Below are 15,434 nucleotides of genomic sequence, written 5' to 3' on the forward strand. Positions count from 1 at the left end.
GGACAGATTGTGGCAATATTTCATGACATTGGCGCGCGCCTTATGCAGGCTTTCATCGCGCCGCGCATCACGGTGGTGCCCAAATCTCTATGTTTTACGTCTATTCCGCGAAGAGTGCATGTAATCCATGTGCCAACGCGCCACGGCCCCGCGCGTGTCGATGTCTACGCGCCGCCAAACCCCACCTCGACAACAGCCGTACATCTGAACTTTCACGGCGGCGGCTATGTGATGGGGCATTTGCAGCAGGATGACCCTTTTTGCGCCTTCCTTGCCGATCAGGCGGGGGTGTACGTCCTCAATATCGATTATGTTCTGGCTCCGCAGTTCCGCTATCCCGCTGCCGTGCAGCAAGCCTTTGAACTCGCCAACTGGGCTGCGACCAGCGGTGAAGAAGGCGGTTGGGACGGCACACGGATGACCGTCGGCGGCCAGAGCGCCGGCGGCGGCCTGGCGGCGGCGCTGTGCCTTCTGGCGGCGGACGGTGGCATCCCTCCTATCGAGCGGCAGATACTGCATTATCCGCCGCTCGACCTTGTCACGGATCCGGCGGACAAAAAGGGGCGCGCCGCCAAGCCGCTCATCCCACCCGCTTTGGCCCGTCTGTTCAACGCTGCCTACACGCCCGACGCCGCCCTACGATCGGAGGCGGGCGCGTCCCCGCTGATTGGTGCGACCGATCTGCAACTGCAGCGCGTTGCACCAGCGGTCGTCATAACCGCAGAACTGGACGTCCTGCGCGACGAAGCCAGTGCCTATGCCCAGCGGTTGGCAAAAGCGGGATGCCTTATCGAACATATCGACATTGCCGGTGTCGACCATGGCTATAATCTTCGGGATGCAGCCCCCGACATGGTCGCGCAGGTCTATCGTCGTATCGCCGACCATGTTCGCGCTACCTGGGCATACTGAGGTGCATAGCAAACAGAAGATGGTGCCAGACCCGGCAAAGGCAACACCGGCGGACAGCGATGCCCTGCGCGATCTCGCTGCCATCCGTCACGTCAAGCTGGTGGAGCAACTCCATGCGCTAGGCAGCGTGAAAGTGGAGGCGCTGGCCCATCATCTGGGCGTGACACCGCAGACGATCCGGGGCGACCTGCGGATGCTGGATCAACAGGGTTTGATTAGCCGGGTGCGTGGCGGGGCGGTACTGCGATCGACGCTGGATAACATCGGCTATCAATCCCGCCAGGCCATCGCATCCGATGCAAAAGGCCGTATCGGTGCAGCGGCGGCGACGTTGGTGCCCGCCGCCGTCTCCGTGTTCATCAATATCGGTACGACGACGGAAGCGGTGGCATCGCACCTGGTCCGGCATCAAAGGCTGATGGCTGTGACCAATAATTTGAACGTGGCCGAAATCCTTGCCGATTCAAAAGGCGTCGATGTCATCGTCGCTGGTGGGCGTCTGCGCTCGGAGGATCGTGCCATCATCGGCCCGCTGGCAGTGGATTTTCTGAGCGCCTTCAAGGTCGATTATGCCATCATCGGGGCCAGCGCGATCGACAAAAGCGGGAGCCTGCTGGATTTCGACATTGACGAGATCAAAGTCTCACAGTCGATCGTCGCCAGCGCTCGACACGTTATTCTGGTCGCGGATTCATCGAAACTGGCGCGTCATGCGCCAGTGCGGTTTGCGACCATGGCCAATATCGACACGTTCGTGACCGATAGGCTCGTGGATCGCGATCTGGCCGCCATATGTGCGCGTGAAGGCGTGCGGGTGGTCGAGACGGATCGGGGTTAGGCGCGCTAGACGTCTCGAACGGGATTGCTGAGATAGAAAGGCGGCTGTCGCGCCAGACGTGCGGCAGAGCCATAAGGGTGAACGAGATCTGACATGCGGCATGAAACGGATTGTGATCTTTTGGTCATCGGTGGGGGCATCAATGGTGCTGGGATTGCGCGCGATGCGGCCGGGCGTGGCTTGCGCGTCGTCGTGCTGGAGGCGGGCGATATTGCGCGGGGGACATCCTCTGCCTCCACGAAACTGATCCATGGTGGCCTACGCTATTTGGAACATCATGAATTTGGCCTGGTGCGGGAGTCGCTGGCCGAGCGGGAGCGGCTCTGGTCTATCGCACCCCACATCGTATGGCCGATGCGGTTCGTGCTGCCCTATCAAAAGGGGTTGCGCCCGCGCTGGCTCTTGCGACTTGGACTGTTCCTCTACGATCATATTGGTGGACGCAAGCGCTTGTCGGCCACGCGGACGCTCGACCTGCGGAAGCATGTTGCAGGTAAACCCCTGAAACCCGGCTTTCGCACCGGCTTTGCCTATTCGGACTGCTGGGTGGACGATGCACGCATGGTGCTGCTCAACCTGCGTGATGCCGCTGACCGGGGCGCACGCATCCTGCCACGCACTGCGGCAACCGGTTTGATACGGATGAAAACGGGATGGCACGTGAGCGCAACGGGCGGGCAGACATTCCATGCTAGGGCTGTTGTGAATGCAGGCGGACCGGCCGTGCTCGATGTGCTTGGCCTCGCTAAAGTGACGAGCGATGGGTTACGCATGCGGCTTGTGCGTGGTTCCCATATCGTCGTTCCACGCCTGTTCGACCATGACTTTTCCTACTTTTTCCAGCTGCCGGACGGGCGCATCTTCTTTGCCATTCCCTATGAGCGCTATTTCACCCTGATCGGCACGACCGATGTCGATCATACCGGCCCGCTTTCGGATATCCGTGCGGATTCGGACGAAATCGCCTATCTGTGCGAAGGCGCGAACCGATATTTCGCCCTGCAGATCAAGCCGTCCGACGTTGTTTGGAGCTTTGCAGGCGTGCGCCCGCTGGTGGATGACGGGTCGGGCCGACCGGAGGCCGCGACGCGCGGCTATCGGCTTGACCTGTCGCCAGAAGCCGATGGCGCGCCGTTGCTGAGCGTGTTTGGCGGTAAATTGACCACCTACCGCCATCTTGCCGACAGCGCGCTTGCTCTCCTGGCGCAGCGGCTCCTCGGCCTGTCCACGACCGGCTGGACCGACAGCGCGCCGCTGCCCGGCGGAGATTTCCCGATGGAAGGGGCCAATGCCTCATGACGCAGGTGCGGGACCGATATCCGTTTCTGACCGAGGCGTGGAGCGAACGGCTTGTGCGATGCTATGGCATGACCTGCTTCGATATTTTGAAAGACGCGCGCACGCTGAATGATTGCGGCCGCCATTTTGGCCATGGGCTGACCCAATATGAGGTTCACCATCTGATGACGCGCGAATGGGCCAGTACGGCGGACGATATCCTGTGGCGCCGAACGAAATTGGGCCTGTTATTTACGTCGGCGGAGACGGAAGCTCTTGCCGCTTGGATAGCCGACAATAAGGGGGATGCAGCATGAAAGCCGTGCTCGCGATTGATCAGGGTACTACGTCGACCCGGTCCTTGCTGATCGACGAAACGACGGCCGTGCGCGCTGCTTTTCGTGTCGAACTCGTCCAATCCTATCCCGCCGCAGGCTGGGTGGAACATGACCCCGAAGCGATCTGGCGCGATGTCGTGTCGACTGCGCGCGACGCTCTGGATAAAGCGGTAGGCTTGGGGCTGGATGTCACCGCCATCGGTATCGCCAACCAGCGTGAAACCTGCGTGCTGTGGGACCGGGAAAGCGGACAACCAATCCACCCCGCTATAGTCTGGCAGGACAGGCGCGGCGCGGACCTGTGCCAGCGGTTCATAGATGATGGGCTGGAGCCGGAGGTCAGGAACAAGACTGGTCTGCTGCTCGACTCCTATTTTACCGCCAGCAAGCTCGCCTGGCTGCTCGACACCATCCCCTCGGCGCGTGATCTGGCGGAACGCGGACGTCTGGCCTTCGGCACCATTGACTGCTTCCTGCTGTGGCGACTGACCGGGGGAAAGGTCCATGCGACCGACGCCACCAATGCATCGCGCACGCTGCTATTTGACATCGGCAAGATGGCTTGGTGCCCGGAACTGTGCCGCATGTTCGCCATCCCAATGCAGATTTTACCCCAAGTGCGCGAAAATGACGCTCTCTTTGGCATGTCCGACCGCCATGTCCTGGGCGTGTCGCTGCCTGTCACGGGCATGGTGGGTGATCAGCAGGCCGCCTTGATCGGCCAGGGCTGTCTGGGGAGAGGGGACGCCAAGATCACCCTGGGGACCGGGGGATTTGCCATGCAAAATACCGGATCGCATATCTGCCATTCCGAACATCGTATGCTGGCCACTGTCGCCTGCTATTCGGCGGGCGTCGCCCATTACGCCATGGAGGGCGCCTTTTTCGTCGCAGGGGCGGGCGTCAAATGGACGCGGGACAAGCTCGGCCTCGTCGCTTCGTCGGCCGAAACGGAAGTCATGGCGCGCTCGCTGCCAGACAATGAAGGGGTCTATCTGGTTCCCGCATTCGTCGGATTGGGTGCGCCCCATTGGAACCCGACGGCACGGGCCATGCTGACGGGGATGACGTTCGGGACGGGGCCAGAGCATATCGTTCGCGCCGCGCTGGAATGCGTCGCTTATCAGGCCGCCGACCTGTTGAACGCGATGACGCTCGATAGCGGCCTGACATTTGACGCGCTTAAGGTCGATGGCGGGATGGTGGCGAATGACTGGCTGTGTCAGTTTCTGGCCGACATCCTCGACATGTCTATCCTACGCCCGGCCAACATCGAAACTACGGCGCTTGGCGCGGCATTTCTTGCGGGAACGGGGGCTGGGATTTGGAGCGCTTTGCCCGACGCCACATCACGGGTGCCGCTGGACCGTCATTTCGTTCCCACGATGGCAATGACCGAGCGGAACCGTCTCTTGTCCGGCTGGCGTGACGCTGTTCGACATGTCTTATGCTAAACGGCTCAACATCACAGGCTAAACGTCACCAGTAATTTTCCAGGGCGAACTGGCAGCGCAGATGCGCTTCCTTGTTGCCGCTGTCGCTATGGCTGACGATGTTGTCCATGATCAGGCGGCTGGCATCGAACAATTCGCGCGCTGCCGCGTCGGGCAACTCGGCGCTGCTGACGCGGCGTAGAAGGATGGAGCCGGCGAGCGTGCGCGCGGTGAAATGCAGGATGGGGTTGCCTGCCAGATCTGCAATGTCGCGGATGAAGGAATACCAGGCCGTGCCCAATGCAGTCGGATTACGCGCCTGCTCCATCGATTTGAAAGATTGCTGAACCCGTAACACGCCCGGATCATCCCGACGTTGGCAGGCCAGTTCAATCATCGCATAATTGACCGCATCCAGAAGAAGACGGCATCGTTTTGGCGACGCATGATGGCCCGCCAGAAAGGCATTAGTCATGTGCAGCGCCTTGCTCTGGCGCAGTCCTGCCAGGAAGACACCTCCCTGCCGCCCACGCTTCAAAACAACCTGCTGGTGATCCTCCAATATTCTGACCGCTTCGACCGCGACTTCAAGGCTGATGCCATAACGCTCGGCGATGGCCGCGAGTGAGCCAAGATAGGCACCGGGCGCGCTATGCCCCTGTGCGTCTGAAACAATGCAGGATGCGACCCATTCCGCCTGGGTGGAACGGGTATGGAGCAGGCGCGTGTCCCGACTGGCGGCCGACATGTGGCCCAGAAGGCGCCTGACCAGCTCGGTCGATGCATCAATCTGCAACGTCAGCGTTGGCGCCAGCCAGACCACCGCCTCCTTTGCCGCGACCGTCGGGTCGCAATCGTCGATTTCGGCATGAAGGGCGGACACGATGGCATCGGGGTCGGGAACGACCGCCCATAATCCACCCATCCCATTGCCGCCCCGGCGTGGTTCCATGATGCCCCGATGTTGCATGACCCGGCTGACTTGACGAGCGACCCGGCGGCCAACCTTATAGCGGCTGGCAATCAACGTTTCGGTCAGGTTGTCCGTCGTGGTAATCGTAGAGGATAAATGCTGTTCGATACGGTCCGCCAGATCGGCTGCTGTCGAGCAAATGTGCCCTTTGCCCCGAACGACGTTGCCAAACAGTTCTCGCGCCCGCGCCAATACAGGTGTGTCACATTTGCCCGGCACGGCGCTTTGTTGTGTGATCCCCCTCATTTGCATTGGATAGCGCGTTTGGAGCGCGATGACAAAGGGGATGACGGCTATCTATGGATCGATGCGTAGTTGTATGGTTTGAACCGGCAGATTGGGGAGTGGTAGCAAATTAGACCCAGAAAGCGCTAACTGAATACTATGCGCTAACATGAAAATCGGACAGGCTGGGTTTTAACACAGTTTGCACAAAATTCGTATCATGCTCACATCGATGGAAGTAAGGGTTTTGGCCTGATGCAGGCGGATTCCAGTAAAACCCAAAGAGGTCAAAAAGGCGTGTGGCAGTGTGACCGGACAGTGGTAGGTTTCGGTGTTAACTGCGGTCCATGGCGCAACGTGGAATGGCGTGAGTTTGTCGACCAGTACCGGAAACCGGACTGTCTGCAGGCGAGAAACAAAAAATCACGCTTGAATGTCTCACAAGGGTCGACCTATGCCTGCCGATCTCTAACGGCGCATGGCAAGTGCAGCCATGCCGGTCGCTTCGTCTGTCATAAAAAGATAGGCGTCCGTGCCAGGTTTGCGGTCCTTGTTGATTGACCGCGCTGCTACAGCGCCGTCTTGGCCTTGATGAGCAGCCAGCCAAGCCTGTGCCTGTTTGAGCGCCACCGCGCCGGTCGGTCCTCCTACTTCACGCAGAATGACCGCGACTATCGCGGTGGCATATCCGTCACTCTCTTGCGGCAGATTGGAGCCGTCGATCCTCTGCCAGGTCGATAGACTTGGTAAATTCCATCCGCCGTCCGCTCGCTGGGATGCGACCAAATCCGAAATCACTTTGCTTCGCTGATCCGGCGGCAATACGCCGCCAAGCTGGCTGTCAGCCCACAGGATAAGTGCGCGGGAATAAAGCGAGCCGCCGATGCCTGTTCGTAGATAGGCGCGCAGTGCGTCAACCTGCGGAGCAACCGCCGGATCGGCTGCATACCCATCCGGCGCACGCGCGACGGCCAGCGCGGCCAACGTCGCCCCCCAATAGGTCGCTGTCGGGGATTCGAAGGGTTCCAACCGGAAGTTGAGCCAGGTAAAGCCGCCCTTCTGATCGCCCGCCTTCATCTGCACGCCCCACATGTGGGCGAAGGCCTGTCGCGTGTCGGGTCCAAGGTGGCCGCGTTCCTGATCCCGTGTCGCCAGTATCAGCGCGTTGAGAACGGCTTCGACGCCGCGCGATTCCGCCGACTTGGGTACGCCGCGCGTCTGGTCGGGATAGAAGGGTTCGACTTCATCCCAAAGATAGACGCGCTTAACCACGTCATCGAACATTCCCATCTCATCGACGCTTTGCCTCTGCTTGCCTGACTGGCTGCGGAGCGAGGGCATGGCAAGGACATGCGGCAGCGAGGTGTGGCAGGATACACAGCGCGTGCCATGGTCCCGCTCAGCCTTAGGCCATTGACGCCACCAGGTGAGACGATTGTCCAGATAGGCTGCTGCTGCGGTGCCATTCCAGGCCGACTTCTTTGTTGGCACGGCGTCTCCACGCGCGATCATTACCACGGCGAGTAGAACGGCGGAAGAGATAAGCGGCCAGCGTGTCATGCAAGATTCCCGACGATGAGAGAAAAATGATAGCGAAGAGGTACATTGTCACCATGGGTCATTCGACGTAAGCCGCCTTCGACGCCAAGCTTAATGCACCAACGCACTAGATTCCATCGACGCAGGGATTTCTCGACCTCGCCTGCGCCGGTCTTGGTTGGGGCCTTCAACCGAAGACATTGGCAAAACCGCACATCCATGCAGGTACTCTGGTCGAATTGGTGCCGGAACACACAATGGACGTCCAGCTATTTTGGACAGTATCCCGTCTCCATGCCCAAACCCTTCAGGACATGACCGATGCTGTGAAAAATGTAGCCAGGCAGCACCTCCAACCCGTGCCAATGTGAAGAAGCGGACTGACTGGAATCGGGAACGAGAAATTCGGTCATGAATGTCTCAGAAGGGTCGACTGCTACCGGAAGCGAACGCTGAGTCGTGGGACAAAGCCGCCATCGCGCGGCTATCGTCCAATGGCACCTGTCGGCAGAACCAGCCATTGCCGCTTGAAATCAGTTCGCCTTGCAAACGCCGATTGCTAGCCGAGCAATTGCAGTCAGGTCTCGTTCAAGAGTAAGATCCGCATGTGATCGAACAGTGCAGGAAACCCGTATAACCTACACTATCACTCGCGAAACGACCGTGCTTTCCTTTTTTGATGCCGATGTGTCCGAGACCCAAGGCCATGTACCGGTAGAGAGGTAGCGATTACGCAGGTATACAACAACGCCACGCTATTCTCACAAGTGGCACCTGCTAGAACGTTCAGTTCAATGGTTGGACACTTTCGAAATGTTGTAGAGGGGTTACCATTTCATATCAAATGTCGATATCGCTTTCAGACAGCAATCAGTTCAGACCGAGGCGACCATAAAATCTCTATCCAATATGAAAAACTCAAGCGTGAATATTAATTTGACGTCGCGCTTACTGTCATGATCACCGTCTGATTGGGAATGGGCTTCCGTCTTATGGTTCTGAAAATATTGTGACCGGCCCGATCAGCCCTGATGGACGCAGCGGTGCGTGCGGCTGATAAGTTGGTGCTGCCGTGAAGCTAATCTTTTGTGCGTTAGGCTGCTGGTCTCCGATCAGGCGATTGACCCACAGGTTGGCGACCTTCACCTCTATCTGATTCGCCCCCGCCTTCGTCAGTTTGCTGATGTCGACACGGTATGGCGGGAACCATGTCGTCCCGGCGATCTGCCCATTCACCCACACCTCGCTATGTCGCCGACTTTGCCCAGATCGATCCATAGCGATCCGTTGGGCTTCACGCCCTTTGGCAAGGTGAAGCGACTGGCGTAGCTGGCGATGCCGGAGAAATATTTGATCCCTTTATCGGCGCTGGTTTCCAGAGGGGTGAGAAAAGGCATCTCAATTCGTCCGGGTGCACCGCGCCCTGGCTGAAAACCGACCATCCAGGGACCGTCGAGCGTTCCGACAGTTCGTGCTGTCGTCGTTGGCAAGGTCAGTGCCGTGCTTCTCGCAGGCTTGCGGAACAGGATGAAGAAGGCATCTTCAGCCCCCACGTCCAGCGGGACGATGGTTTCACCACCCTCGGTCCGGTAAGAAACCGGCGCGGCACTGCCGTCGATCGCGCGCCAGAATTCAGGCTGTCGCCCCGTCACGCGGAATCTCGCTTCTATCCGGGCAGCCTTGTCGGTGCGGTTGTTGACGAAATAGAGGTCGCCATCGGCGAGCTTGCGATGGACGAAGCGATAGTCGGCGTCCGTTGCGCCAGCCGTCACATGAAAGTCGGGGCCGAGACCGATTCCTGCCAATGCCACCTCGACATCGACGGTATTGGCGATCACGCGCCCCTTATCGTTCAGCGACCCGCCCCACAGCCGGTCCGCCAACGCCTTGAACGCTGATACGTCGTCCAACAGCCCCGGCGCGCGCTGCGGTGCCATGCCAATCACCGTCGCGCCGTCATCAACCAGCGCGGCGATCCGGCGCAATGTCGGTAGGGTCATCACCTTGCTCGAGGCGCCTAGATACAAGGCGCGATAGCGAGCACCGCTTCTGGCGACCAGTTCGCCATTTTCGACGGTCAGCTGCTTTGCCAGTATGTCGGCATTGACGAAGTCATAGGCGTAGCGCGTCGGCAGGTCGCCCGGCACGCCATGTTCGAACAGCGACGTGATCGGCTGATCCTCGCCATAGAAATAGGCGATATCCGCGCTGTCGCGGCCCTGCTGGAGCAGATATCCAGTGCGCGCCATATAATCGACCCAGGGCTTGGCCATCTCTGCCCAGTTTTCATGCCGGTTGAAATATTGACCGAAGATCATGAGGCTGAGGCCCGGCACCTTGTCATCCACCGGCTGATGGACGGAGGTGTGGACGATCGGCCGGTTGATCCCCGACACGAATTCCAGATCGATGACGCGCTTGAGATCCGAAGGCGCAAACGCCCAGGGCGCAAAGGCCGATGTCATGCTTTCGGCCGACACGATATTCTGGCCATAAATATGGGCGACCGAGGCAGCGCCCTTCATGTCGCCGATCAGCGTCGGGCGAGGCTTGCCGCCGCGGTTGAAGGTCCACATGGCCGCCATCGGTACGTCGGCATATGAGCGCATCGCCAAGTCGTCGCCCAGCACCGGGCGACCATTTTCCAGCGCCTCACCATAGACAGTCAGGCCATGTTCGTGCGCGACCTTGGCCACCGTGCCGTAATGAGCGTCGGCCATCAGGTCGGCCAGCGTCTGACGAAAATCATGGAGAAAGGCGTCGCTCTTAGCGGTTGATCCCATGATTGCGCCGGTTAGCGCGGGCAGGAACGGCACCGGGTCATAGCCGCGCCGTGCCTGAAATTCCTCGACCATGCGTGGCGTCCAGTTCGCTGCGCCCACCTCGATACTATCGGTGAGCAGCGCGCGGATGCCCTTCTTGCCGATCCATTCTGCGCCCACCGTGTCGCGATACATGCCAAGATAAGTTTCCAGATAGCGGCGCACGGCGTCGGCATCATATTTATCGACCTCCAGCCCCGTGGCTTCGGGCGTGGCAGGGTGATTGGTCTTGCCGGTTAGCGACCAACCCATCCGCACGATCCGCCAATCCTCTCCCTTTGGCGCGGTCCAGTCGAGCGTGCCATCGGCGCGCTGCTTTCCGGTCAAGTCGATCACCTTGGCTGGATCGATCGCGTCGCCATTGCCCGCCGGCTTCAACACGGCATAATCGGGCAGGATAGTATAGCCTGCCTTCGCCTCGAACCGGTCCAGTTTCGCTTCCCCATGCAGACGGAAATCGCCGATCGCCAAGGTCGCCGTCTTCTCCTGAGCGAAGATATCGATCTTGATCGCGCCGGGCGCGCCTTCATCCAGGGCAGGCGTTTTGGGGCCGGTGTTGAGGCTGAGGATCAAGCGGAAACGGCGCGCGGTGACGGCGTCGAAGCCGATCGTCGTGCTGGCTTCCCCCAACGGGAAATCGCCCAGTCGATGCCATCGGCCTTCCTGCTCAACTTCCAGCACCGGTTGATACAGCGGATCACGAAAGGGTGGCTTCGCGTTGGGAATGTAGAGGGTCGCAGCGCGCACCGTGACGGGTTTGCCATAATCCAATATCAGCGTGCCCGCTTGTGCATCGGAGCCGACCGACAGCGCAACCGTGCTTTCCATATCCGCGTCAGTCAGCGCATCGAGCGCAACTGCCCTGCCATCGCCCTGCATCGCGGCTGGGCGCGGTAGCGATGCCGCTGCCATGGGATAGGCCAGCAGTTTCGCATCGCGATAGAGCGGCTCGATCGGCTTGCCTTTTGCGAGGAAGCCATCCTGGGCTTCATGGGACCGGGCACTTTGAAACGTGCCGATGACCGAAGGCGGCAAGGGCAACGGGCCCGCAAACCGCGCACCGCCGCGCAAATCGGCCTCCGCCCAGACCAGCTTCTTCATACCGTCTTGCGGCTCCACCCATGGTCCGCCCGTCTCGCTCCAGCCAGGCGATGCAGCGATGGCGAATTCCAGTCCCTTGGCGTCAGCGGTCTTTACCGCATGGCGGAACGCATCCTTCCATCCGTCCGTCATATAGGTCAGCCGGTCCGCCACGATTTGCGGCGTCATCAGATTGGCATCGAAATTCTGGACCCCGCCAATGCCCATGCGCGCCATCCAGTCGAGATCCTTGTCGATCCCGTCCTTCGTCACGTTGCCGTTCATCCAGTGCCACCAGACGCGCGGGCGCGCCGACTGGGGCGGGTTGGCGAAGCCATCAGCCAGATCGTCGGCCAGCGATGGCGAGGCAAAGGCGACGCAAGCCAGCAGGGCCGCAAGGCGAACGGTTTTGGGCATGGGCACAATCCTTGCAGTCAGGGGCGCTTGGACAGGAGGCCGCGTGCCTCCATCCAGGCATAAAATTGCGGCATCAGGCCCATGGTGGTGGTACCAGGCTTGCCCGCGCCAAAGCCATGATCGCCCCGCTCATAGGCATGGAGTTCGACCGGGCGGCCCGCCTCGCGCCATGCTTCGACGATGGCAAAGCCCTGCCGCTTGAACAGGCCATCGTCCATGGCGATGGCGCTGAACATCGGTGGCGCGTCGGCGGGCACGGCGACACCTGTCATCGGGCCGTAGATATAGCCGATGAAGGCGGGCCGCTGATCGCCCTTACCCTCCAACGTGGCGTTCAGCGTCGTCATCGCCCCCGCCGAAAAGCCGATCATCCCGGTGCGGGCCGGGTCAATACCATAGGTCATTGCGCGGCTGCGTACGATCGCCAGCACCTTGAGCGCATCCTGCGTCGCGCGTGGTTCTTCGATCGTGCGGACCGCGCCGGGCTTGGCCGCGTCGGCGAAACGCGCGCCCATCATGCCCAGAAACGCTCGGTCATCGCGGGGCGTTTCATTGAGCCGATATTTGAGGACGAAAGCAGCGATGCCATGATCGGCCAGCCAGCGTGCAACGTCGCTTCCTTCGCCTGTCATCGACAGCGACAGGAATGCACCGCCAGGCGCAACGATGACCGCCGCGCCCGTCGCCTTGGCGGGGTCGGGCAGATAGGGGGTGATAGTCGGGCGAACGACGTTGCGGACCATGATATTGTCCATGGCATTGGTGCCGATCGTCACCTGCATCCGCGACCATTGCTCATCCTGTCCCGCCTTGACCGTCGGCTGTTCGGGATAGAGCGGGATCGCCGCCCTCTGGTCGGGCGCGGGCACGCTGGTCATCTTGACGTCGGGCTGCGCCACGGCAGGTGTTGCGATGGCGAGCGCCAAAGCCAGGGAAAGCGATTTCATCGGGTCGTCCTCTGTAATATCAGGCTTGTTATCGACGCGCCGAGCGATCCGCCATATAGTAGCTTCAGGCCCAGCGCCGCACCCCAGTCTATGGCGGGAAGGTCCGCCTGCGTCGTCGCGAGGGCAAGCCCGGCGCCCAAGGCACCGCCAGCCAGCGCACAACCGAACGCTCGCAAGACGATCGCCCGAACCGGCACCGCCAGCGACAGTCGCCTGCGCGCGATCAAGGCGGGGACCAGCGCGCTCATCAGCGACACCGCGATGCTTTGCGGCATGAAGTCCAGCCCCAGTGCGTCGGGCGCGGCCCATGCTAGCCGACGGACCGCTATGCCGAACGCCGCCAAAAAAAAGGCAAGGCTCAGTGCCGCATTGATCGCGAAACTGACGCCTGCCTCGCGCCGGATCGAGAGCTTGGCGGTTACCATCATGCGCGCTTACAGGGCGTTGCGACGCGCGATCGCGCCATAGACCGCCGCGCTCGGCTTGGCCGTCCGTACGAACGTCACCGGATCGACGCTGTGCAGGCCGAATTTGGGTTTATAGCCGAAAATCCATTCGAAATTGTCGAGCAGCGACCAGTGGCAATAGCCCTGCACCGGGACGCCATCGTCCATCACTTTTTTCAGGTCGGCGAGTGCGGCTGGAATGAAGGCCTGACGCACGCTGTCGTCGGTCGTGCCGACGCCATGTTCGGATACCAGGATCGGCACCCCGGTCGCCTGATGGGCATAGCGCACGGCACCCGCCAGCGACGGCGCCCAGACTTCGGTGCCGCCCCAGTTGACCACCGACCCCTTGGGGGCGGGCAGCCGATCCTTGTCCGTCCACAGCGCGCGCTCGTAATTTTGCACGCCCAAGAAATCGTCGGTCTTGGCGACTTCGAGCCATGCGCCATAGAGTTCCTGCCGCATCGCGTCGCGGATGCTGTTCTTGCCCACGGCCTGATCGTCCATCATCGCCAGCGAAAAACCGACGGGCAGGTCGGGGCGCACCGCCTTGATCGCAGCCTTGCCAGCCTTGTGCGCGGCGAGCATCCCCTTTTGCAGCGCGGGCAGATCCTCCACCCCGGCGACATTGGCGGATACGAATTTCGGGACGCCCAACCGCTTGGCCGCCGTTTCCAGCGTCAGTTTCTGGATGTCCCACACTTGCGGCGGCAACATGGGTTTCAGCAGCAACAGAATGTTGGGTTCGTTGAAGGTGATGACGCTATGGATGCCCGCGCCCAGCGCCCGCATCGCCCGGTCGCAATAGCGCGCAAACAATTCCGCGCTGTCCGGGTTGGTCCAGCCACCCTGCGCACTGAACCAGCGTGGCGCGGTGAAGTGGCTCATCGTCACCACCGGGGCCAGCCCGCGCGCGCGGCAAGCCTCGATCAGTGCCTTGTAATGGTCCAGCATCGCCTGGCTGAACAAGCCCTTTTCCGGCTCGATCCGCGCCCATTCGATGCCGAAGCGATAGCAGGTCAGGCCCAGCTTCTTGACGATGTCGAGGTCGGTCTCCCACAGCGCGAAGCTGTTGCAGGCGTCGCGCGAGGGTTCAGCGAAAATGGTGGGCTGCTGATTTTCCAGAAACCAGAGGTCGCTGGCGACATTATTGCCCTCAATCTGATGCGGCGCGGTGGCTACGCCCCATAGAAAATCCTTGGGGAAGGCCGGATTGGCCGCTGCCTTGCGCGCGGCAATCGCTGGCGCGGCCAATGTGCCTGCCGCGGCCATTCCAGCCGCCAGCATCGTCCTGCGATTAAGCATCACATCGTCTCCCCTATTCAATTGCTTATGTCGCGCACGAAGGCGCATATCTCGTCGGCCAGCCGCCGGTCGGCGGTGCCAAGATGCATCGGCATCGTGTAATGATTATGCCCGGTCATGATCACCACGCGCGGCAATGCGCCGTGCCGCGCCAGACGATCCTGCATCAGCCCGACGAACTCCGCCTGAAAACGTGGCGGGTCATATTGCGCGCAGGCGATCAGCAGCGGCAGCGTCGTCGCGGCTACTGCATCCATCGGCATGCGGTCGTCATAGAGCGCCGCGTCGCCATAATAAGCATGGTCGCGCTGATCCAGCGGGGTATAGCCATAAAGGCCCGACAGAAGCACCGCGCCGCAAATGTCCGCGTCCCCTACCAGTTTCAGATAGCCCGCGACATGCACCGCTCCGGCGGATGTTCCCGCCAGCACGATGCGGTCGGGATTGCCGCCATGCTGCGCAGCATTGGCTTTGAGCCAGGCTACCACTGCCGCAACATCCTGTGCGCCTGCGGGCCACATATGGTCGGGGGCCAGGCGGTAGTTGATGACCACGCCGACAAACCCCGCCTGCGCCGCTATCCGCCCGACATTGGCGTTGGGCCAGGCATCGGCTCCGCCCTTATTGCCTTTCAGGAACCCTCCACCGTGGACAAAGACCAATACCGGCGCGGGGCCGATGATGTCCATCGGCGCGTAGATATCCAGCTGGTGCCGCTCGTGCGGACCATAGGCGATGTCGCCCTGCGCGACCGGAACAGCCGCTTGAAGGGCGGACTGTTCAGCGTCGAACAGCGCGCGGCATCGCGCCAAGACTTCAGGGCCAAGGCCTGTCCCCATGGCTGCTATTGCATGTCTGGTATCGCTCATGCGCTCTATCCT

9 protein-coding genes and 2 pseudogenes are annotated in these 15,434 nt (G+C 61.0%); 4 read left to right on the forward strand and 7 right to left on the reverse strand.

Translation table 11 applies throughout. The features are described 5' to 3' along the window. Nucleotides 1-9: 9 nt before the first annotated feature. From BF95_RS00975 to glpK, 4 genes and pseudogenes are all read left to right on the forward strand, one after another. Nucleotides 10-912 (forward strand): alpha/beta hydrolase fold domain-containing protein, encoded by a 903-nt coding sequence (locus tag BF95_RS00975; protein ID WP_200866855.1) that lies wholly within the window; start codon nucleotides 10-12, stop codon nucleotides 910-912. Between the two features lie 19 nt (nucleotides 913-931). Beyond that, nucleotides 932-1,750 (forward strand): DeoR/GlpR family DNA-binding transcription regulator, encoded by an 819-nt coding sequence (locus BF95_RS00980; RefSeq protein WP_051519809.1) that lies wholly within the window; start codon nucleotides 932-934, stop codon nucleotides 1,748-1,750. A 93-nt stretch (nucleotides 1,751-1,843) separates the two neighbouring features. Next, nucleotides 1,844-3,345: pseudogene (locus BF95_RS00985) on the forward strand (glycerol-3-phosphate dehydrogenase). Beyond that, nucleotides 3,342-4,820: a glycerol kinase GlpK gene (glpK, locus tag BF95_RS00990; RefSeq protein ID WP_043148694.1), complete on the forward strand. Its 1,479-nt coding sequence runs from the start codon at nucleotides 3,342-3,344 to the stop codon at nucleotides 4,818-4,820. Before BF95_RS00985 ends, glpK begins: the two are co-directional and overlap by 4 nt. Before the next feature lie 25 nt (nucleotides 4,821-4,845). On the opposite strand, the gene BF95_RS27180 is transcribed toward glpK, so the two are convergent. From BF95_RS27180 to BF95_RS01025, 7 genes and pseudogenes are all read right to left on the reverse strand, one after another. Further along, complete coding sequence (locus BF95_RS27180) at nucleotides 4,846-5,991, reverse strand: FadR/GntR family transcriptional regulator (protein WP_161774200.1); 1,146 nt, start codon at nucleotides 5,989-5,991, stop codon at nucleotides 4,846-4,848. Nucleotides 5,992-6,465: 474 nt separating this feature from the next. After that, nucleotides 6,466-7,557 carry a hypothetical protein gene (locus BF95_RS28605; RefSeq protein ID WP_235209506.1) on the reverse strand — a complete coding sequence of 364 codons (1,092 nt, stop codon included), beginning with the start codon at nucleotides 7,555-7,557 and terminating at the stop codon, nucleotides 6,466-6,468. Nucleotides 7,558-8,526: 969 nt separating this feature from the next. Further along, nucleotides 8,527-11,855, reverse strand: a pseudogene (locus BF95_RS01005) (glycosyl hydrolase). A gap of 17 nt (nucleotides 11,856-11,872) precedes the next feature. Continuing rightward, the gene (locus tag BF95_RS01010; RefSeq protein ID WP_043148695.1) at nucleotides 11,873-12,802 is read right to left on the reverse strand and encodes an alpha/beta hydrolase; all 930 of its coding nucleotides are present in this window, start codon (nucleotides 12,800-12,802) and stop codon (nucleotides 11,873-11,875) included. Beyond that, on the reverse strand, nucleotides 12,799-13,227 hold the full coding sequence (locus BF95_RS01015; RefSeq protein WP_043148820.1) for a hypothetical protein: 429 nt from the start codon (nucleotides 13,225-13,227) through the stop codon (nucleotides 12,799-12,801). The genes BF95_RS01010 and BF95_RS01015 overlap by 4 nt, the downstream gene beginning before the upstream one ends. A gap of 9 nt (nucleotides 13,228-13,236) precedes the next feature. Next, nucleotides 13,237-14,553, reverse strand: coding sequence for a family 1 glycosylhydrolase (locus BF95_RS01020; RefSeq protein WP_043148696.1), 1,317 nt, complete (start codon nucleotides 14,551-14,553; stop codon nucleotides 13,237-13,239). Between the two features lie 17 nt (nucleotides 14,554-14,570). Next, entirely contained in the window at nucleotides 14,571-15,422 is an 852-nt protein-coding gene (locus BF95_RS01025) for an alpha/beta hydrolase (protein ID WP_043148697.1), read from the reverse strand. Between the last annotated feature and the right edge of the window lie 12 nt (nucleotides 15,423-15,434).

Source organism: Sphingobium sp. Ant17 (assembly GCF_000588875.1).
Lineage (GTDB): Bacteria > Pseudomonadota > Alphaproteobacteria > Sphingomonadales > Sphingomonadaceae > Sphingobium.